General features: G+C 56.8%; 11 protein-coding genes and 4 pseudogenes. 8 read left to right on the top strand and 7 right to left on the bottom strand.

Annotation, left to right across the window (positions count from 1 at the left end; all coding sequences use genetic code 11):
* The first annotated feature begins 1,163 nt into the window (after positions 1 to 1,163).
* The 4 genes and pseudogenes from BLR13_RS28220 (at position 1,164) to BLR13_RS28215 (ending at position 3,554) form a co-directional block, all read left to right on the top strand.
* Positions 1,164 to 1,553 (top strand): hypothetical protein, encoded by a 390-nt coding sequence (locus tag BLR13_RS28220; protein WP_074817147.1) that lies wholly within the window; start codon positions 1,164 to 1,166, stop codon positions 1,551 to 1,553.
* A 25-nt stretch (positions 1,554 to 1,578) separates the two neighbouring features.
* Positions 1,579 to 1,755: a hypothetical protein gene (locus BLR13_RS40490; protein WP_154070753.1), complete on the top strand. Its 177-nt coding sequence runs from the start codon at positions 1,579 to 1,581 to the stop codon at positions 1,753 to 1,755.
* Between the two features lie 90 nt (positions 1,756 to 1,845).
* On the top strand, positions 1,846 to 2,040 hold the full coding sequence (locus BLR13_RS40485; protein ID WP_143039642.1) for a hypothetical protein: 195 nt from the start codon (positions 1,846 to 1,848) through the stop codon (positions 2,038 to 2,040).
* 231 nt (positions 2,041 to 2,271) lie between these two features.
* Positions 2,272 to 3,554: pseudogene (locus BLR13_RS28215) on the top strand (IS701 family transposase).
* 479 nt (positions 3,555 to 4,033) lie between these two features.
* On the opposite strand, the gene BLR13_RS40480 reads toward BLR13_RS28215, so the two are convergent.
* From BLR13_RS40480 to BLR13_RS28190, 5 genes and pseudogenes are all read right to left on the bottom strand, one after another.
* Positions 4,034 to 4,225, bottom strand: a complete 192-nt coding sequence (locus tag BLR13_RS40480) for a hypothetical protein (protein ID WP_143039643.1) — start codon at positions 4,223 to 4,225, stop codon at positions 4,034 to 4,036.
* Between the two features lie 500 nt (positions 4,226 to 4,725).
* Positions 4,726 to 5,255 (bottom strand): annotated as a pseudogene (locus tag BLR13_RS28205) (sulfatase-like hydrolase/transferase); the annotation flags it as partial.
* Positions 5,256 to 5,370: 115 nt separating this feature from the next.
* Positions 5,371 to 6,726 carry an HlyD family type I secretion periplasmic adaptor subunit gene (locus BLR13_RS28200; RefSeq protein WP_074817152.1) on the bottom strand — a complete coding sequence of 452 codons (1,356 nt, stop codon included), beginning with the start codon at positions 6,724 to 6,726 and terminating at the stop codon, positions 5,371 to 5,373.
* 98 nt (positions 6,727 to 6,824) lie between these two features.
* On the bottom strand, positions 6,825 to 9,083 hold the full coding sequence (locus tag BLR13_RS28195; protein ID WP_171944928.1) for a peptidase domain-containing ABC transporter: 2,259 nt from the start codon (positions 9,081 to 9,083) through the stop codon (positions 6,825 to 6,827).
* Positions 9,080 to 10,837 carry a peptidase domain-containing ABC transporter gene (locus BLR13_RS28190; protein ID WP_171944929.1) on the bottom strand — a complete coding sequence of 586 codons (1,758 nt, stop codon included), beginning with the start codon at positions 10,835 to 10,837 and terminating at the stop codon, positions 9,080 to 9,082. The genes BLR13_RS28195 and BLR13_RS28190 overlap by 4 nt, the downstream gene beginning before the upstream one ends.
* Before the next feature lie 240 nt (positions 10,838 to 11,077).
* Between BLR13_RS28190 and BLR13_RS28185 the strand changes: the two genes are divergently transcribed.
* Complete coding sequence (locus BLR13_RS28185; protein WP_083387565.1) at positions 11,078 to 14,782, top strand: putative Ig domain-containing protein; 3,705 nt, start codon at positions 11,078 to 11,080, stop codon at positions 14,780 to 14,782.
* 584 nt (positions 14,783 to 15,366) lie between these two features.
* On the opposite strand, the gene BLR13_RS28180 is transcribed toward BLR13_RS28185, so the two are convergent.
* On the bottom strand, positions 15,367 to 16,479 hold the full coding sequence (locus BLR13_RS28180) for a DUF2336 domain-containing protein (RefSeq protein ID WP_074817162.1): 1,113 nt from the start codon (positions 16,477 to 16,479) through the stop codon (positions 15,367 to 15,369).
* A gap of 307 nt (positions 16,480 to 16,786) precedes the next feature.
* On the opposite strand from BLR13_RS28180, the pseudogene BLR13_RS41920 reads away from it, so the two are divergent.
* Positions 16,787 to 16,963, top strand: a pseudogene (locus BLR13_RS41920) (tyrosine-type recombinase/integrase); the annotation flags it as partial.
* A gap of 268 nt (positions 16,964 to 17,231) precedes the next feature.
* On the opposite strand, the gene BLR13_RS28170 reads toward BLR13_RS41920, so the two are convergent.
* A complete protein-coding gene (locus tag BLR13_RS28170; protein ID WP_074817166.1) occupies positions 17,232 to 18,272 on the bottom strand; it encodes an HD-GYP domain-containing protein in 1,041 nt (346 codons plus the stop codon).
* A gap of 700 nt (positions 18,273 to 18,972) precedes the next feature.
* Here BLR13_RS28170 and BLR13_RS28165 point away from each other — a divergent pair.
* A pseudogene (locus BLR13_RS28165) lies at positions 18,973 to 19,221 on the top strand (transposase); the annotation flags it as partial.
* A gap of 325 nt (positions 19,222 to 19,546) precedes the next feature.
* Complete coding sequence (locus BLR13_RS28155; protein WP_074817169.1) at positions 19,547 to 20,365, top strand: phospholipase D-like domain-containing protein; 819 nt, start codon at positions 19,547 to 19,549, stop codon at positions 20,363 to 20,365.
* The last annotated feature ends 101 nt before the right edge of the window (positions 20,366 to 20,466 follow it).

Below are 20,466 nucleotides of genomic sequence, written 5' to 3'. Positions count from 1 at the left end.
TGAACGGCGGATCAACCATTTTGTAAAACCAAATTATTTTGAGCCCGGTAGGTCGCAGCGCGAAAATGCCTGCGGCCTTTTAAGTTCGTGGCGGGCCATTGTGGTGCCAGCCGATCGGCACCGGCGCATGCGCGTCCGCCTGTCAAAAAGAAACGGCCCCAGCGTAAGGGGGGGCAAGGCTGAGGCCGTTCCGGATCAGTTAGCGCCGCGGCGGTGGGCGCACCCGACTATTCCAAGATTTTTCTTCGGCCAATGGTTCCAAGGACTCTTTCTTAATTCGTCAGAGCGAGGGTCCAAGTACCCCTTGGTGCGTTATCCGGTTGCCATGTCCGATGATCATGCAGCCGGGTTTCGCAAGCAGGCCGAGGAATGCCGAGAGGAGGCCGCCAAGGCGGTCAGTCCTATCGATAAGGAGGCGTGGCACCGGCTCGCTGAGGAATGGCTCAAGATGGCGTCCTCAGTCGATGCCAGGCGTAGCTAAGTCCGCCTCAGTTGTGGGGGCAGCCTTCTCACTAACTTTTCGCGAATGAGCAAAATTGAACAGCGGCGGAACCGCACTGGTTCCATCATAGTTCCATCACCGATCCGCTCCGGCCTCTACCGGTGACTGAGAGTGTTGCACTTCCGCCGGATCAAGGGATGCGTCACATGCCCCTAGCTCATATTCGGCAAGACCCCTCGCTTCTCCCGACCGAGCGACCGCGCTGCCCAAAGTGTCAGGGCGGGCGCATGATGCTGGCCCGTATCGAACCTGGCCCCGCGGGGTCCGATCTGCGGACGTTTGAGTGCCCCAAGTGCGAGCACGTCCACAAGGTGCTGGCTCAGGATCCGTTCCTATCAGCCAATACAGGCTGGAGCCAAAGCGGATTAAGTCCACCCAAGTAAGGCCGCGTCAGTTGGGCCTCTCGCCGAGGCCCGCGACCGAAGCCGCGTGGTGTGGCCGGCATCACAAAAACCGCCCCGGGGGTGAGCCGGGCGGCAGGTCGTTTCAGCGCGATCGGCGCCAGCGCTTCACGAAGCACCCCTCTTCTCACCGTACCGTGCCGCTTCATAGTGCGCCTTGGGTGCCGTGAGCATTTCCGCTGTGTGCATAACCGCAAACACCAGTTCCCGGTCCGTGGTTCCAGCTTCCCCTCGACTTGCTTTAGTGGTAACCATAATTCATGACCAAGTCAATTCGGGTTATCACTAAGAAGAAAAGGGGAAGGCCGGCCACGACCGGGCGCGGTACGCAAGTGGGCGAGCGCTGGCACCCCACTGAACTCGCCGCGATCGATGCCTGGATCGCATCATCACCCGACAAGAACATTACCCGAGCGCACGCCATTCGCCGCCTAGTCGCGCTCGGGCTCAGGGTCAAGACGCCCGCGCAGCCCATCGGCAAGCCCGGCCGGAGATTGCGCGCTCAGGAGCTCGCCACAAAGGCCATCGAAAAGATTATCGATCCTGCCGCACCGCCGGAAGAACGCGCCCAGCGCCGGCGCAGGCTTACCAAGGGACCACCGGAGTTTCGCGAAGATCGGGTCGACCAGACCAAGGCGAAGGGGAAATGAGTTTCGACAGCACAACGAGGTTGCCATGATTTCAGCCTTGATAGGAGTTTTGATTATCGTCGTCGTCGGCGCAATCTGCTTTTGGGCCATCGACAAGTTTGCCACCGATGGTCGACTAGCAAACCTGCTCAAGTTGCTCGTGGTGCTCATTTGCCTCGGCGCGATTTTGCAACGAGTACTGCCGCTGACGGGAACATATTAATCGACGGCGTCCGCCCGCTAGGTCCAGCTCAGGCTTAAGACGAGGCCAAAGTCCTGATTGGAACGTTTTGGCCTGTAGCAAGTAGTAGCAATGGCAATCGATCCCAGTTTTGCTTTTGGATTGAGCATGGACAAAGCGGCCGCCTATGCGATCTCAGCCTTAATCGTCGGCTTCGGTGTTTGGATCCTTATTGCCGGCCTAAGCTTCAGCGCGCCCGCTCTATGGATTTGCGTCGCTCTCATCCCCATAGCGATCGGCCTCTGGAGCGCTTTCTGCGACACTTAAAAATCCCCTTTCGTGGATTTGCTGCGCTCGCCCTCAGGTTGGGATTTGCTGTCCACCTTAGGACTTTGCATTAAATTTTCGTTTTCAAGTAATTGGACAGCAATTTTTTCTTGGAGTTTTTCTTATGACGTATCGCGGCATCGAATATGCGGGGCACTTGGAGATGGACGGTCGATCTAGCACTACTTTGGCAGATTTATCGCTCAATAGGATTCCCGAATCAGGTTTTCAATGATTCATGGGTGGTCGGCTTTTGGAGGGCCGGCCATGGTAGACAGACCGTCGAACTGGAAAGAAGAGCTTGCGCGTTGGCTTGAGCCGTTTCTGGATTGTCTGGGTCACAAAGCTCGGCGGCGGATGTGTCCGCTATATGTCGCCGGACTGATTGGACCGGGTGATCGCAAGAGTGTCCAACCAATGGCGGCGCGGCTGGCGCCGGGCGACTATGACCAATTGCATCATTTCATCGCTGATGGCGTCTGGGACGCGGCGCCGTTGGAAGCAGAATTGCTCGTTCAGGCCGACCGGCTCGTCGGCGGCAAAGATGCAGTGCTGGTCATCGACGATACATCGATGCCGAAGAAGGGCGATCGCTCGGTTGGTGTAGCTCCACAATATGCATCAACTCTCGGTAAGACGGCGAATTGCCAACCATTGGTGTCGCTGACACTTGCGCGCGGTGAGGTGCCGGTGATGGTGGCGCCACGTCTTTTCATTCCCGAGAATTGGACGAGCGACCCGGTACGTCTGAAGCGCGCCGGCGTTCCAATCGAGCATCGCACGGCACGGTCCAAGTCAGAGATCGCGCTGGCTGAGATCGATCGCGTGATCGCCGGTGTTCGCTTTGGCTGTGTGCTGGCGGACGCGGGATACGGATCGAGCGCGCCGTTCCGTCATGCTCTGAGCGAACGCGGCCTCTTATGGGCAGTTGGTATGTCGCGGCGCCAGAAAGTCTATCCGACCGATGTCACCATGATCTTTCCGACGGAGAAAGCCCGTAAGCCGCGCAAACACCATATCCCGGATATGTCGCCAGTTTCAGCCGAGACGATGCTGGTCGGCGTAAAGTGGCAGAAGATCAGCTGGCGCGGGGGTACAAAGGGCCCGCTGACATGCCTTTTCGCTGCACGGCGCGTCCGCATCGCGGACGGCCCAAAGCACCGCGTGTTCGATAAAGGTGTCGAGCGTATGCCTGGCGATGAAGTGTGGATCCTGGGCGAACGACGATCGAGCGGAGAGCAGAAGTACTACATCTCGAATCTGCCCGCTGACGTTCCGCTTAAGACACTGGCAGCTGCCGTTAAGGCGCGTTGGATCTGTGAACAGGCGCATCAGCAATTGAAGGAAGAACTGGGGCTCGACCATTTTGAAGGCAGGTCATGGGCCGGATTACACCGACATGCCTTGATGACGATGATTGCCTACGCCTTCCTTCAATCCCGCCGCCTCACCGCAGCGGGACGGAAAAAAAGAGTCTCAGGCCCACCGCCACAACCGAGCATGCCGGCCATTAGACAAGCCATCCTCAACCTCTTCGTGCGGCCCCCACCACTACGATGCACGCACTGTGAGATGCTGCTCGCAGGCCGCCTTAAGCCAAATCTACCAAAGTAGTGCTAGTAACGAGCTACAGCACTCGCAATCTAGGCAACGCCTGAGCGGTCATCGACCCGGTCTGCTAGTGTCAAGGCGCAGACAATCCCATCAATACCGCACGGTCTGGAATTGGATGCCTTCGGCGGTTGGGTTAGATGCCAAGAACCGGTGGATGGCCATCGCGCCCGATAGAGCCAGCATGAAAAGCGCAGCCACCAAAACAGAGTCCACGTAACGTGACTTGTCCGTTCGCATCGCAATCACTCCCGTTGGCTGGAAGTTCAGCACTGCAGGGCAGAATCTACACCCGTCACGTTTGATCGCAAGAGTCTAGTTACGCGGCCTAGCTACGTGAGGCCGTGCCTGCGAAGGAAAGATTCGACTGATTCCGACCGAATCATCGGGCAATAGCTACCTTGCCCGCCGGAATGGGTTTTGCTGTTTTATGCTCTGCTGCTTCGTTCGTGCGCAGAAGTTCTTCTGCATCATGGGCAGTCCGAACCGCCACGGATTTCCGGTTAAATCTAATGAGCTTGGTTTGCCCATCGCAAACGATCCAGCCTTTTTCGACATGGATGATTGTGTACATCGCCATGATCCCTAAAATTTGACGCGATCATTTGGCTAACGCTGGACAATTCTAGTTCACGCAAGTTAAGACAACCCGCGATCAAACGAATAAATCTGGTTTCATCAATCTTAATCGGATTGCAGAAATTCACGCCTGGCGCGCCGCGGGCACTCCTCGCTCGCGCCGACGAGGTGATCGAATAGACTGTTAAATTGCTGCGGTGCGTGAGTCTTTTGTTGGCACTTTTGAGACATGCCTGCTTGCCTGCCGGGTGTCTGCTTTCGGGGCTAAAGCTGAAGTCGGACTTCGGGCAGTGAGAGCCGCTTTGTGGCACGAAACGGACATGCCGAGCTGTCCCCGTGATGTCGGCTTTTGGGGGTATTGCGGAGTGCGCATTTCACAGGCCGGTCACCCCAAGGGAAGCCCGGCGCGGAAGAGGCCATCGCGATAGCGCGCAATGTCTGCCGGGTTCTTCCAGCGAAACTTTCTCAGATGCTGCCTGATGGTCAGGCCGGGTGCATGGTGCCCGGTTTGATGTGACCCGGCCAGCGAACCACTTGCGGAGCGCGCATACCACCTTCCCAGGTGGTCAGCTTGCCGCCCTTGAAGGGGGTGGGCCGCCGTCCGGAAAGGTGATGTTCTCGCGCCGTTGTTGGTGGTGAAGACAATAAGGGTGTTGCTGAACTGGCCCATGTCCTCAAGCTTCTTGAGGACATAGCCTATGTTGTCGTCCATCTGCTTCATGCCGGCCTCGTTGAGGCCCCAGTCCTTGCCGCCGAGCTCACCGATCATGGCCTCGTTTTTCGGCGGCAATACGGTGGTGATGTGCATGCGCGCCGGATTGTACCAGATAAAGAACGGCTTATTGGTCTTCTTGGGGCCGTTGCGGTCGAGATAGTCGATGACCTTGGCCGAAATTTCCTCGTCCACCGTCTTTGAGCGTTCCAGCGTCAGCGGCGTCCTTGCATGTCATGTTTTACGTCCCGTCTGACGATTTGCATGCCAGGACCGGCCGTGGTGGCGTCAGGCGGGTTGACGTCCGCGGATCCCACCGGGAACCGGGGCAAGACCCGGAATAACCGGCCTGATGTGAAGGTTGGGAGGGCAAACAGCACGTAATGCGGAGCCGGTCGATCCGGCGATCCTTCAGGGGGATCGCGCGGCTATCGCTCGGTAAATGCCACGTCCAGCGAGTTGAACACCGGTTTGAACATATATCGAATGATTGACTTTGAGCCGGTCTGAATGTGCGCTTGTAGCACCATTCCTGGCGTAATTGGATAGTCGGTGGTGCCGGAGCGCACGTGGTCCTGCAGCAGTCGTATCGTAGCTTTGTAGTAGGGCTCGGCAGCACCTTGATTTTGGCCCGAAGGGTTTTGTTGCGTGGGCGGCGGCGAAAATGTCGTAGCCGACAAATATTCGACCTTGCCTCGAACGGGACCGAAGATTGTGCTGTCGTAGGTCAAAAGCCGAATTTCCGCATCCGCATCCGCACGTATGTGGCCAGAATCTTTCGGATCGATGTGCACCTCAGCGACCAACTCCCGCTCTGTTGGGACTATCCGGGCCACGAGGTCGCCAGGTCGCACTACTTCTCCGATCGATTTCGGAGCGAGTTCTTGTACGATCCCGTCGGAGGGCGCCCGAACTAACAGGCGATCGGAACGATCGGCAAGCTTGACCAACTGCTGTTCAGTTTCTGCCAGATCAGTGGCGGCCTTAACCCTCTCCTCGCCTAGCTTTTGCTGTGCCTTGGCATCAGCTTCCCACAAGCTGCTTTCGGCTTCTATCAAGGCCTCTTTCGCTGTATCGAGCCTCCCCTGGAGAGTGAGTCGATCACCATCGCTGCGCTGATAGGCAGACTTCGCCTCGAGCCAACTCTTTCGTGATCCAGTACCCAAGCTTTTCAGGCTATCCTGCATCTCGACCAGTTCACGCTGGACCTCCATCTGAGCGCTCGCAGATTCCAGCCCAGATGTCAGCATAGCAATTTCACCGTGCTTCTGAGCGACTTTGGCAGCCAACGTTGCCTTTTCCTGTCGCCTCTGGATAATTGCGCTGACATAAAGCTTTTCTTGCTCTGAAGCCAAATCTGGGAATTTCTTAGCCAAGTCGTCAAAGCCCGGTGTCTCATCGCGGCTCTGGGCCTCAAGGCGGATAAGCTGAAGTTTCAAAGCTGCACGTCGGGCTTCGAATTGGTTTCGTTCACCAACCGATGATTCCGGGCGCAGCCGAATCAGGGGCTCCTGGGCCGTCACCCTCGAGCCCTCCTTGACAAAAATCTCGGCGACGATTCCACCCTCAAGATGCTGGACCGTTTGAACTTGACCCCGTGGCACGATTTGACCCTGCGCGATAGTAACCTCCCGAACCCGCGTCATGGACGCCCAAACGATCGTGGCAATGACGAAGCCAGAGATGGTAATTAGGGTCGCGACCAGTACACGCGGCGGCCGACCGTCTTCCAACACGAGTGGCTGGGTAAGACGTCGTGCAACTTCTGTCCGCCGGGCAAGCATTGGAACCAAGGTGTTCAAGCCTCAAAAATGGCCGATACAAGACACGCAAATTATAGATAGCTCGCATTAATAAAATATGCCGCTGGATTTAGAAAATATTAGGCTGCCGCGGATATGCGCTCCAAGACCCTATCCGGCGGCCCATCCAATAATACCTGTCCGTCCTTCAACAGGATCACGCGGTCGGCTAATCGCATATGGCTCGGGCGGAATGTCGTAAATAGGACCGTCGCACGCCCCTTCAGCGCCGCAAGCTTCTTAAGCAAGTGCAATTCTGATGCTGTGTCGAGAGAGGCCGCGGGATTGTCCAGCAAATAAACGGGCGCGTCCTTTATGAAACAGCGCGCCAGCGCCAGCCGTTGTTTCAAGGCATCCGAGAAATTTTCAATATCTGCAGCCGTGAGCCGGCGCTCGATGCCCTCGCCCATCAACTGTTCTTCGCTGTCCAGTCCCATTTCCTTTAGAGCCCGCACAATCTGTGCGTCACTTGCATCCGGTCGGGAGAGCCGAATATTTTGCGCCAAAGTGCCATAGAAGAAATTCGTCGTTTCTGGTAAAAATGCTATCTGAGAACGCCATTCGGTCGGATCAATTTGCCGCAAATCCATGCCGTCGACCAGTACAGCGCCAAGGCTAGGGGGATAAAGCCCCGCTATAAGTCTGAGTAGTGTTGTTTTGCCAACGCCGCTCGCGCCTGTGATGGCGATCATCTCGCCTGGCTTGATCTCGAGTTGCACACCACGGAGTACTGCCTCCTGGCTCTGCGCGTAACGAAAGGCAAGGCGCTGTAAGGATATTTTCCCGCTAAATTGCCGGAAAAAGGAACGTGGCGCCCGCACATCTCGTTCGCTCCGGATCTTCATGAGCCGGTCAATTTGCTTGAAGGTCTGGAGCGCTTGTTCTAGCCGGGGCAAGGAGAGATAGGTCGATTGAAGCGGCGACAGCACCCGCCACACCAGAGCCATGGTGCCAATCAGTGCCCCTGAAGTCATTGAACCCCTGCTCACGCTTACCGCACCGAGACCAAGCGTCGCGATTCCGGCAATGCTGACCAGCAGCTCTCCCATATTTTGCACTGCGTTATTGAACCTATGCGCCCGATGAGTCTGGTCCGAAATCAGTTGGGCCAGACCTCGATGCCGTGCGATCCAAATGTGTTCGGCGCTTAGCGAGCGGATCGCACGGCGCTTGGTGAAGATCTCGTGAAGCAAAATGTTGCGACGCTGCTTGGCGGTACTGATCGTTCGAATATAATTTCGGGTCACCGGAATTGTTATCGCGGAGAGCACAACATAAGCCGCAATGAGTGACACCGGCACCCAGACAAGATTCCCGCCCCACGTCGCGATAGCAATGAGAAAGATGAAGATGAATGGAATATCGACAATTGATGAAGCCAAGGTTCCGGTGAAGACATCTCGCATACTCTCAAACTGCTTCAGTCGCGAGATTTGAGTTCCGACCGGAGCGGCTTCGACCATTGAAACCGGCATGTTGAGGATCACCTCGAAGGCCTTCATGCCAATGAGAGCGTCGATCCGGGCACCAAAATACGCCATCGCTCGCGCGCGAACGCTGCGCAGTGCAAGGTTCGTGGCGATTACGATGCCGGCGCCTATTGCCAGCATAATCACGGTATCTATCGACTTCGTGCCGATTCCCAGATCATACACGCAGATGACAAAGATCGGCAGCGCAAGCGCTGCGAGGTTTCCCAACAGACTAAACCCGAGGGTCGCTACGATTGTCGGCTTGAATTGTCTAATTGCGGAAAATAGCCAGGATGCCCCTGGTTCAACGGTTTCGGTCTTAACCGACTGGTCCCAAACAAAGTAAGCCCAACCACCTTGCTTCCCTGGCTCTATTGTTTTCCAGGAAGTGGACTTGCCGTCGAATGCAAGAAGGGTTCCGTCCGGCTCACGGTCTACGATCAGCGTGATGTCGGTACCGTCGCGCGTGAACAAACATGGGATGGAGTGGGACTTGATCTTTGATTGCTTCAGGAATTTTCGGGTTGTCCCATAACCCAATAAAGAAAGAGCGCTACGCAGCGCCTCGACATTGTCGATACGACCAAAATGCGGCAGGGCCTCCTGAATCAGGCGTCCCTCGCCAGCCCAGCCAAACAATGCGAGCGTCGGGGCCAGACAGGCCTCCGCGGCGGTTTCGGGATGAACGATACTGTTGATTGTGGAAATCAGAGATTCTTGCGGGGAGCACGACAAATCGTCTGAGACATTCGCAAATTCGGCGGCGAGCCGCGCCAAGTTAGCGTGCACCGGATTTTCAATCAGCTCCGACGCCGGGGTTTGGTTTGCACCGACGAGAGGCGATCCTGGGTCACTATGCGTCGTCACGTCGCCACCTTCCGCGTATTGCCTAAGGAGGAGAGAGACCAACCAGCACAACCGTCTTCAAGAGCAACTTGATGGTCGCACAGAGCCAACAGCGACGGACGGTGCGTCACAACAAGCACGGTCAAGCTGCCACGGAGAACGTTCAGCGCCTTAATGAGCGCGGGCTCGGCAATCGCATCCAGCAGCATATTTGCCTCATCGAGCGCAAGCACGCGCGGACGATTTGTCAGCGCTCGGACGATGTTCACTTGCTGCGCGATCGACATAGGCAGATCGTCACCGATGCCTTTGCCAAGCTTCGTCTCGTACCCATCTGGGAGGAGATTGATCGTTGCTTCAAGACCTAGGAGTTGCGCCATCTTGCGCGCGAAATCGCGCTTCTCCGGAGCGAACAAAGTGAGATTTTCCATGATCGTGCCAGAAAATATGGCGGGTACAGCTCCGACATAGGCGATGTGTTGGCGTATCGCCGCAAATTGCGAGACTAACGTTGATACCCCGTCGACCGTGACGCGACCGGAGGTTGGCTCAATCTCCCCCAGCATTAACTTTAGCAGCGTGGTCCGCCCCGAACTTTCCCTTCCTTTCAGGCCTATCATTGCACCGGCTTCGATCGAAATGTCGCGAACCGCCAAAGTTTGATTGAGATCTGTTGGATGTCGATAGACGACGTTCTCAAATCGAATATTGCCCTTCACCGACGCATGAATTTCGAAAGGAGCCTCGGCTGAAGGTAGATCGAGGAGCGACTTAACTTCGGCTCGGCGATGATCCACGGTTTCCTTCTCGGTCCAGAGAGAAATCGCCCGCAGCAGAGGCTGCAGAATTTGACCCGACAGCATCGTGCAAGCCGCTAGAGCTCCCATTGTCAGCTGGTCGTTTATGACTTGTGAGCCCCCTATCGCCACCACGACCAATTGCGCGACGCTTCCGAAAAGCAGTGCGGCGGTTTGATTTGCTTGCCCAGTCGAGATAGAGGACATCGTCGTTTTCGCCACCGCTTCCTGCAGCCGCTCAAAGCGGCGCTGCATCTGCGGCTCCATCGCCATAGCCTTGACCGTGTGAATCCCGGTCAATACCTCGGAGATAAAATCATATTTCCGATTATCCTGCGTGGTGCGCGTATCGAGTATCCTTCGGAATTCGCGAGCGCGACCTATGGCAAGCGCAGCAAACCCGAAAAACAGACTTGCCGGCACGAGCACCATTGCGCCGCCCACGATCGCCATCACCAAAAGCGCGATACCCACAAACGGCAGATCGATTAGGACCAACCGTGCCTGGCCGCTGTGATAATCAGCCAGTGCGGCTGCCGCGCCATAGCGGTTCACGTGCACGGCGGCAGGTTCGCGCTCAAACCCTCCGTTGGGCGCGCGAAGAAAACGGGCGACCCCTTCGTTTTCCACGTTTCGGGCGAAGCGCACCGCCTGCGAGGACAAGAGAGCCGATCTTAACGTTTTTAAAACGAAGTCAATAACCAGCACTATCGCGAGACCAAAGAAGAGCCATGCAAGCGTCGAAAACGATCGGTTTGGAATAACGCGATCGTACACCTGCATGATCGAAAGCGGGAGCGACAAGGCCAGGAGATTAATGACAAAGGACGCAAAATAGACCGCTGCCGGAACCGTTGGCTCGCGAACGAGGGCTCCGCCTATGGATACAAAGCTAACCGGGCTCTTGCGCGCCGCGCGAGCCGACCGACGGCTCAAAAGCCCCGGCTTTGCTTCCGCGATGAAACGCTTAATGAACACAACCAATACGCCGTTACATTAAAACACCCCTAACCATTGACTGAATTTGCTTAGCGTCACGTTAAGGTAAACTTGGCCGTCGGGAGCCCCGCGCGCTGGGCGAAAAATCTGTTTCCAAATCGTTAAAGCCTGACCCCAGGCTACCTTGGGTCGATTGGCACGGATTTAATCAATTGCCAGTAGGTTAGCTGAAAGCGTTTTTAATCGATCTTTGACGGCCACTGCGTTTGCAGGTGATTCATGCCCAACAATGACATTTTAGATGATTTGCTGGTCCGACCGGACAAGGTCATTCGGAAGGCAGAGGGCGTGGTCGAACCCGCGCGCAGCAACCAAGGGGATGAAAGCGGATACGATCTAACAAATCCGAACCTGCACCACGGCGCAGAGGCCAAGTATGCGCCAACTCTGCAAATCGTAAGTAAATCCGGATCCGTCGTAGCTTCTGCCGAAGCGGGGTTACATGAAGCCCAGACGATCGGCGAGAGCTCGCGTCTTCCCGTCGGCGATCGCGACCCGATCGCAACCATCATCGCAGATCAGAACGCCTATGAAGGCCATACCTCCTCTCTCAATGTCTCAGGCCACTTCAGACCTTCCACCGGCGATGCCCTGACCTTCTCGGCCAAACTGTCGACGGGCCTTGGCATCGACGCCCATACCGGCGTCATCTCGGGAACCGCGACCGACAGTGACTTCGGCAGCAACCCAGGTACGGTGACGGCGACCGATACTCACGGTCAGGCGATCAGCGAGAGCTTCTATCTTGCCGTCGGCGACGGCGGCCCGACCGCAACCGCCATCGCAGACCAAAGCGCCTATGAGGGCCATAGCTTCTCGCTCAACGTCTCCAATTACTTCGCCGCTGCCGCGGGCGATGCCCTGACCTTCTCGGCCAAGCTGCCAGCGGGCCTCAGCATCAACGCCCATACCGGCGTCATCTCGGGAACCCCGACCGACAGCGACTTCGGCAACAACCCGATCACGGTGACGGCGACCGACGCCCATGGCAAAGCCATCAGCGAGAGTTTCAATCTCGCCGTCGGCGACAGCGGCCCGACAGCTACCGCCATCGCAAATCAAATTGGTTTTGAAGGACAGGCCTTCTCGCTCAATGTCGCCAGCCACTTCGCGGCCCCGGCTGCAGGCGATGCCCTGACCTTCTCGGCCAAGCTGCCAGCGGGCCTCAGCATCAACGCCCATACCGGCGTCATCTCGGGAACCCCGACCGACAGCGACTTCGGCAATAACCCGATCACGGTGACGGCGACCGACGCCCATGGCAAAGCCATCAGCGAAAGTTTCAATCTCGCCGTCGGCGACAGCGGCCCGACGGCTACCGCCATCGCAAATCAAAGTGGTTTCGAAGGCCAAGCCTTCTCGCTCAATGTCGCCAGCCACTTTGCCGCTCCCGCCGCTGGCGATATTCTGACCTTCTCAGCCAAGCTGCCGACCGGCCTCAGCATCAATGCCCATACCGGTGTCATCTCGGGCACCCCGACCGACGGCGACTACGGGAACAACACGATCACGGTCACGGCGACCGACGCCCATGGCAAAGCCATCAGCGAGAGCTTCCACCTCCAGGTCGGCGACAGCGGCCCGACCGCAACCGCCATCGCAAACCAGAGCGCCCTTGAAGGCCACGCCTTCTCGTTGAATGTCTCAAGCCATTTCAAAGCACCCGCTGCCGGCGACACGCTAACCTTCTCAGGATCATTGCCGGCCGGCCTCAGCATCAACGCCCATACCGGTGTCATCTCGGGAACCCCAACCGACAGCGACTACGGCAATAACACGATCACGGTCACGGCGACCGACACCCATGGCAAGGCGATCAGCGAGAGCTTCCATCTTGCCGTCGGCGACAGCGGCCCGACCGCCACCGCCATCGCAAACCAGAGCGCCCTTGAAGGCCACGCCTTCTCGTCGAATGTCTCAAGCCATTTCAAAGCACCCGCTGCCGGCGACACGCTAACCTTCTCTGGATCATTGCCGGCCGGCCTCAGCATCAACGCCCATACCGGTGTCATCTCGGGAACCCCAACCGACAGCGACTACGGTAACAACACGATCACGGTCACGGCGACAGACACCCATGGCAAGGCGATCAGCGAGAGCTTCCATCTTGCCGTCGGCGACAGCGGCCCGACCGCCACCACCATCTCAAACCAAAGCTCCTTTGAGGGACAGAGCTTCGCGCTCAACGTCTCCAGCCACTTTGCCGCTCCCGCCGCTGGCGATACTCTGACCTTCTCAGCCAAGCTGCCAACCGGCCTCAGCATCGATGCTCATACCGGGGTCATCTCGGGCACGCCGACCGACAGCGACTACGGCAACAATGCGGTCACGGTGACGGCAACCGATGCCCATGGCAAGGCAATCAGCGAGAGCTTCCATCTTGCCGTCGGTGACAGCGGCCCCACCGCCACCACCATCTCCGACCAAGGCGCCTACGAGGGCAACAGTTTCTCGCTCAATGTCTCCAGCCACTTCGCCGCTCCTGTCGCCGGCGATGCGCTGACTTTCTCAGCCAAGCTGCCGACTGGCCTCAGCATCGACGCCCACACCGGCACGATCTCGGGCACCCCGACCGACAGCGACTACGGGAACAACACGGTCACGGTGACGGCGACCGACGCCCACGGCAAGGCGATCAGCGAAAGCTTCCATCTCCAGGTCAGCGACAGCGGCCCGACGGCCACCGCCATCGCAGACCAGAGCGCTGGTGAAGGGCAAGCCTTTTCACTCAACGTCGCCGGCCACTTCGTCGCCCCTGCCGCCGGCGATGCCCTGACCTTTTCAGCGTCTTTGCCGGCCGGCCTCACCATCAATTCCCATACCGGCGTCATCTCGGGCACCCCGACCGACGGTGACTACACCAGCAATGCGCATGCCTACAATTTTAATTTTACCTCGTTCGACGGCACCTTTACGGTTACAGGACAGCTCAACACCGCTAACTCGCTCGATGCCGTTGGAGGATATGACGTCACTGGAATTGCAGGATCCGTCGTCGGGCTGAACGGCGCGACGATCAGCGGTCTGATAAGCAATCCCAACCCTTCAGCCGAATCAATCAGTCCGGACGGCGTATTCATTTACGATAACGTACTGCTTTCGAACAGCAGCCCGTCACTCGACTACGGCGGCCTCCTGTTCACGTCCAATGGGCTTGAGTACAATATATTTTACCAAAACGGTAATTATCAGCTCATCGAGACCCTCAGTCCTCACGGGACGGCGTATTCCGGACAAGACGGTACGTTCACGATCTCCGCCATTTCTGCAAGCGATCCTATCACAGTGACGGCGACCGATGCGCACGGTCAATCAATCAGCGAGAGTTTCCATCTTGCAGTAAGCGATAGCGGGCCCACCGCCACGCCCATCGCAGACCAGAGCGCTCACGAACGCCAGAGCTTCTCGCTTGATGTCTCGAGCCACTTCGCCGCTCCTGCAGCCGGCGATACGCTGACCTTTTCGGCCACGGTGCCAACCGGCCTCAGCATCGATGCGCATACCGGCATCATCTCGGGCACCCCAACCAACAGCGATATAGGCAACAACCCAATCACGGTCACGGCGACCGACGCGCACGGTCAGACAATCAGCGAACACCTAAATTTAGCGGTCGCCGACCACAACGATACATTTTTCATCTCCTCACATAGCGGAGACATCGCGATCACAGGCAGCAACGACTGGACCGACGCTGTCGATCTTCACAATATTGGGCAGAGTGCGAGTTTCAATCTGACGGAATACGCGCCGGACGGCCACATCGTCCAAAGCTGGACCGGACTAGTGGTTGACGGATCAGCGCAGTCTGATCACAACATCACACTTGCGCAAGGCGACCATGCTCAGCTTACCGTCAATCATATCGACGGGACCGCGAGCGACCATATTGCGCTTCAACATATTGATCATATCAAATACTGATCTTGAAACAAGCTCACGTTCTGGCGAGCCATTTGGACGAACAGCATGGATCCACGATAAATTCCGGTGCAGTGTCAGATGAACGCGACGCCCATTTTCTTGCCATCGCGCCAAATGACCTGCATTTTCTGACGAGCTTTTCGGAAACGACCACCAGCGTCAGGTGCTCCGGTGTTTCTGCTATTTCTGCATTCAAAAGAGCGCCATCGTTGGACAGACTGCGTACAAGCCGTGCCGAGACCTTTTGCCTGAACTACCCAGTCCTTAAAGACGCGGCGTCTTAGGCCCCGCCTGCTATCGTCCACCGCATGCCTCTTCGATTTCGGAGCAGAAGCATACCAGGCAAATTTTACGGGTGTCCTAATTTTGGCTTCTATGCCAAGCGCACCGTTGCGGCTTCGCATCTACGAGAAAGCCGGGAAAAGCGCTGATGCGTGGCCCCCCTTCGCGACAACGCAAGCCGCGGATATGCCGGCCACAACGAGATGGCGTGCTGCGGCCGTACAGAGGGTCATAAAGAAGATTGAAATGGTAAAAAGCCGGCCGACTAACGCAACATAAGCACAGCGAACAAGAGTGCCGCGTCACTGACCATGCAATTGCGGCAGACGACGTTCTCCGGAATCAGCCCCTGCGGCGAGCTTGCGCGACTGATAGGTCTTCAGAACACTTCGGGACGTTTCAATGTTCAGGTTAGCAAATTCTCGTTTCATGTCACCTAGATCATGCGAAACGATACGATGGTCCTGCGCGCCTAGAAACAGCAGCGACATCGTGGTCTCCCAGGAGAAGCCGAGAGCTTTAACCAAGATCAGCAGCGTTTCTTTGCTCCTGTTAATCAGTGCTCGTTCGACCATATTGACGGGCAATGAACACAACAATGCCAATCCCGCCGTGACCTCCTCGAGCTTGTGGGATTGAGCATATTCAAAGATCTTGCCTTCATTCAGATCACCGACGTATCTCTCTCTTGCCACGTTCCTCTTTGCATCAAAATAGCTTTTCGACGCGGGCCCGAATTTCGAATGCAGTGCACCCGTGACGTCCGTCACCATGGTTTGAATCTGGCTCGCCTCAGCCGTGTGTTCAGCTTCGAACTTCTTCTTAACGTTGTCAGCCGCCTTGGCGATCAGCTGTTGGAATAGATGCCTGGGGATGTCCTTGCGGTGGCCGAGTTGCTCGACAAGAATCGAATCGCTCTCAGAGCGTTTGATCATGTGCAAGATGCCAAAATCCGAAAAGCAGGCACCGTCGTTCTTTGCAACCGAGCGCACAACCTCGTTGTGACCTCGTGTCACAAGCACATCCGTAACGTCCTCGCTTATGGACTTTCGCTGAGAAATTGCGAGCAGATGTAGCTGACTTTTGGATTTGGCGTTGGCGACCAAGGTTCGACAATCGAGACGCTCGGACTGACGAAGTACAGGGCCTGCAACATCGATCGAGTCATCGAATGCAAGTTTTTTGATGACACGTGTGGGCGCATTGTCGACTCGAGCCAGTCGTTTCGCGAGTTGGGCGCGGGCCGCTACGGTAATATCCCGTTCTAGCAAGCCTATTACCTCTCCGAACATCCAAATCTCGTCGTCGGTATAACGGCCGGCTATCAATACATCGGTCGCATACCACAACGCTCGCTCGCGGCTCTCTGCCGATCCCCGCGACACCGCACCTTCTAGTTCATGCAGGAATGACATCGCGCCAATCGCCCGCCAGAAGTTCTAAGCGATGCACCTGCTAGTAAGATTCAAGGCGGGCGCACCAGGGAAATGGGTAACAACGCAGCAATCAATAACGGGAGCTTTGGGACCAACGATCAATTTGGCCACACCATAAAGCTTGCCTAATGGTCGAACGCGAGCCAACTGCCGGGGCTGCACCAAGTGCACCTCCTGTGACCTATCGACACAAACAGAGTATCCTCGATTTCTTAATGGACTTCTCACCGGGGAGGTGATCGAAGTCCTCCGAGCGCTTCCAAACCGTGGGGAAAAGCATGGGTAATACGCACGCCTTGTTTCGGATTGGATTGGCAGCGTTGGACTGGACCCAGGGTAGTTCGGGACGCACCCACTGCGACGCACAAAAGCTACTCTCATCTACCGGCGGACTGGCAATCTCAGGGCCGTCCAGCTTCTGCTCGGACATACAAAGATCGAAAGCACGGTCAGATCTCTCGGCCAACGAAGCGACCTATTTGGCCCTTACGAAGCTCTGGGTACTCCGACACTTTTTGCACTCGTAGACGTGATGGACAAACCCGGGCTTCTCAATCTCGGTGCAAGAAAACCACATCCTCTCACCACAATTGATGCAATTTGGTGGATCGTGCAGCGGCTCAGGCTTATCCATGCTAAGCTTATCCATTATTCGATGAGATGATATTCTTGAACAAAGAACGGCACTACGCTTGTGAACGCGGCATTTGTCTCACTTCCACGGATTTGCTTCACGCCACAAGCGCTACGTTCCGGAACGCCTTTACAAGCGATCGTTCCAGCTTTCCGTCCATACCGCAAAGGATTTTGTAGGCATCTTGGCGGGATATTGCCGCGCTGTACGGCCTCGACTCAATAAGCGCGGCGAAGATATCGGAAATCGTCAGTAATCTTACTAGATCGGAAATCTCCGGTGCCATCAGCGCGTCTGGATAGCCAGAACCATCGAGATATTCGTGGTGGTGCCTCACTCCGTCAAGAATCTCCGGGCTAACGCCTGAGATATCCTTCAATAACTCATATCCGATGACCGGATGGCGTCTCATGATCTCTTCTTCAGCTGGGTCGAGGCGTCCGGGCTTGTCGAGAATTGATAAGGGAATGCGGGCCTTCCCGATATCATGGAGGGTTGCTGCTATTCCGAGTCGCCTTACATCAAGGCTGGCAAACCCGATATCCATTGCGAAGCCGACTGCCACCCCCGCTACCAGCAAGCAATGTTGAAACGTTCCTTCATGATAGCGGCGCACGTGGTCAAGCCACGCGCTAAGCCCGCTTTGCGCGATGCTATTGATGATTTCGGACGTTGCGCGCTCGGCGTCTGAAAGGTTTATCGGTTTAACGCACCGCACGGCCGAGAACATTGACGAGAAGGTCGCCGCGCCATCTGCAATCTCGCGTGAGTTAATGGCAAAGTCGGTTCGTGCTGCCTTCTCCGCGACTTCAATCTGCGCCAGCTTGAATATGATTTCTCTTGGGCGCGACACCACGGCGGTCGCTCCGAGCGCATACGCTTGCGCAACCATGGAACGAGCGTGGTTCCGAACGATAAACAGCTTTTCAGGAATGCAACTCAGCTCCAGCAAAACAAGCCTGATCTGTTCGACACGAACCTTCTTGCGCAGGTCTGCATCAACCATCAGCGCGCCGTTTGAGCTGATTTGCGTGACACCACCTCCCAGCAGCTGGGGGACAACGTGATATCGCGGTTCCAGCATCGCCCGGATGGCCGGTATCTTCGTAGGTTCATCGGTGACGAAATGAACAAGCATTTTGCAAAAACCTGACGACTAAAAAACGCAGGTCTCAATCTCGCAATTCGACAACTAATGACTGACTGGTGTAGGAAAACCTCCCTACCGGAGATCACCAAGCCAAGCTTGACACAATTCGCTAATGGCAGGACGAACTAGTGTCGTAGTTCGCTACTCCCACTCCGTCCCGAAATCCTCAGTGGTGTTATTGATCCATATCAACGCGGAACGGCAACTGAGCCATACCAGACGGTCGCCGTCGTTCGGTGTGCGGCTAGATGACAAGTGCAATACAAACGCGCCGCGGTCTGTTCGGAAAAGCGAGTCGCGTGCCTGATTTTCCTCAAGCGATTCAGAATCGATAAATGGGTACGTTCGCGAAGCAAGAAGCTGCATGGCGAATCAAAACCAGTTCGATCAACGGCGCTAATGATAAGACAACAACGAGGTTAACAAACTCTTTCCAGTTGCAGCTCGCGCCAACTACTCGCCCGCAATGTCCGAATTGGGTCCAGCCTGTGTAAAAACGCGGAGATTGAGGTTGGCGGTAGAGGTTGGCAACGATGAGGCGATCCTATGCCCGGATTGCCTCCATCAAACCACCAACGCCCAGAATGCTGATCGTACAGGATCAAGCGCGATAGGAGAAAAATCGAGCTCCACCGAGCGGTGGAATGATGTCCCTCACGGGACAATGGATGAGGTGAGTTCGTATGACCTCGACGAAGATGCGCGGGATGTTGCCCGAAGCTTGGCAATCACGCCGGCCTATGAGCGTTCGCGACATCGCCGGAAGAAGATCGAGATGTTGTTCGCCCATCTCAAGCGCATCCTCAGACTCGGTCGCCTTAGACTGCGCGGTCCGAGCGGTGCGCGAGACGAGTTCCTACTCGCGGCCACGGCGCAGAATCTGAGGAAGCTCGCAAAGCTTCGAGCGATGCCAGCCGCTTGCCCCGTGTCGGCATGACGGCTCCAAAGAAATCGGCGCCGATGCCCGGCCCGATCCTGAGACAACACCCCAAAAAATAGACCATGACCCTGAAAGCGGAGGAGTCCGAAACAAAGCGGCGACTAAATCAACAAAATCCGCCATGAGTGGGCAATCATCGTGGAGGCGCCTGCCCGGACTGCGTGCTCATTCCGGAGAACGCCTGCCTCACGCGGAACGAACTGCTTTCGCGCTCCGTACTGATCGGCCGCGGCGTTCCGAGATGGGACGCCACCGGACGCCCTCTGGTCGGCTATTATGAAATCGCAAGGCGGCTCCAAAACGAGCGGGCGGGCGGCGTCCGATGAATTCGGCGTTGGGGGCATCGCTGTCCCGCTCACTCGTCGTGTCACTTGGTTCAGACTGCGCAGTTGCCGCCGACCTGGCGCGACTGGTCGCGGACCGGGCGGGCGGAACGATCGATGCCGACAGCGTGACATTCGCATCGCGCCCTGCACTGGTACGCGTGGCGGCGGATTTCGTCGGACGACGTTGGCTGACAGCGGTCCCAAACGGATGGCGTGTAGGTCCACTCCCCATTCCAAACGGAGTTGTGCCGTTCCTGGAGGGCGCGGCTGCAATGCGGGCCAATAATCCAGACGAGGAGACCTCGACGGCGGTCGTTACAATGCCGCCGGCCCCAAGTGCCATAGCGACAGCGCTGCCCACGTCCGGTTTGGCATACGCTTCGCTGCTCTCGACTCGCGATGCGTTAAAGACCGTTGCTGAAAACGCTGTCGACAGCCTTACGGTCATGACACCATTCCTCAATAAGGACGGGTTGTCGTTCGTTCTGTTCCTTTTCGATCTCACGCGTGCCAAAACACGGAACCTCATCGTGCGCCAAATGGGGGAAGCCAGGCGTACGGTCATCGACCACGTCGCCGCTGCCGGCATCTCCTGTTTCGACTACACGGTGGAATCCCTCGACGGATTCGAGACATTCCACGCAAAAGTCGCGCTCGCCGACAGCGCACTCGCGTACGTGGGGAGCGCGAACATGACGATGTTTTCTCGCCACTCGATGGAGCTCGGCATTCTCGTAGAAGGCCGTGCAGCGCGTGTGATAGCCAACGTCGTCCGCGCGGTGACAAAGGTCGCGCATCCGATCCCGCTGAGATGAGCCCGAAGGTTCTTGACGATGGCCGATTCACAACGTCCGCTACTTCGTTCGACCTCGCTCCGCTTGTCCGGAGGAGTTGAAAACCCCGTGGGGTCTTCCAA

The organism is Bradyrhizobium ottawaense, assembly GCF_900099825.1.
Classification (GTDB): domain Bacteria; phylum Pseudomonadota; class Alphaproteobacteria; order Rhizobiales; family Xanthobacteraceae; genus Bradyrhizobium; species Bradyrhizobium ottawaense_A.
This window is presented reverse-complemented; position numbering and strand designations above follow the sequence as displayed.

What these genes read in the sequence shown, in the direction of transcription:
- BLR13_RS28220 (WP_074817147.1), top strand. Translation starts at nt 1,164, where the DNA reads ATGACCAAGTCAATTCGGGTTATCACTAAGAAGAAAAGGGGAAGGCCG.
- BLR13_RS40490 (WP_154070753.1), top strand. Translation starts at nt 1,579, where the DNA reads ATGATTTCAGCCTTGATAGGAGTTTTGATTATCGTCGTCGTCGGCGCA.
- BLR13_RS40485 (WP_143039642.1), top strand. Translation starts at nt 1,846, where the DNA reads ATGGCAATCGATCCCAGTTTTGCTTTTGGATTGAGCATGGACAAAGCG.
- BLR13_RS40480 (WP_143039643.1), bottom strand. Translation starts at nt 4,225, where the DNA reads ATGTACACAATCATCCATGTCGAAAAAGGCTGGATCGTTTGCGATGGG.
- BLR13_RS28200 (WP_074817152.1), bottom strand. Translation starts at nt 6,726, where the DNA reads ATGCTTGCCCGGCGGACAGAAGTTGCACGACGTCTTACCCAGCCACTC.
- BLR13_RS28185 (WP_083387565.1), top strand. Translation starts at nt 11,078, where the DNA reads ATGCCCAACAATGACATTTTAGATGATTTGCTGGTCCGACCGGACAAG.
- BLR13_RS28180 (WP_074817162.1), bottom strand. Translation starts at nt 16,479, where the DNA reads ATGTCATTCCTGCATGAACTAGAAGGTGCGGTGTCGCGGGGATCGGCA.
- BLR13_RS28170 (WP_074817166.1), bottom strand. Translation starts at nt 18,272, where the DNA reads ATGCTTGTTCATTTCGTCACCGATGAACCTACGAAGATACCGGCCATC.
- BLR13_RS28155 (WP_074817169.1), top strand. Translation starts at nt 19,547, where the DNA reads ATGAATTCGGCGTTGGGGGCATCGCTGTCCCGCTCACTCGTCGTGTCA.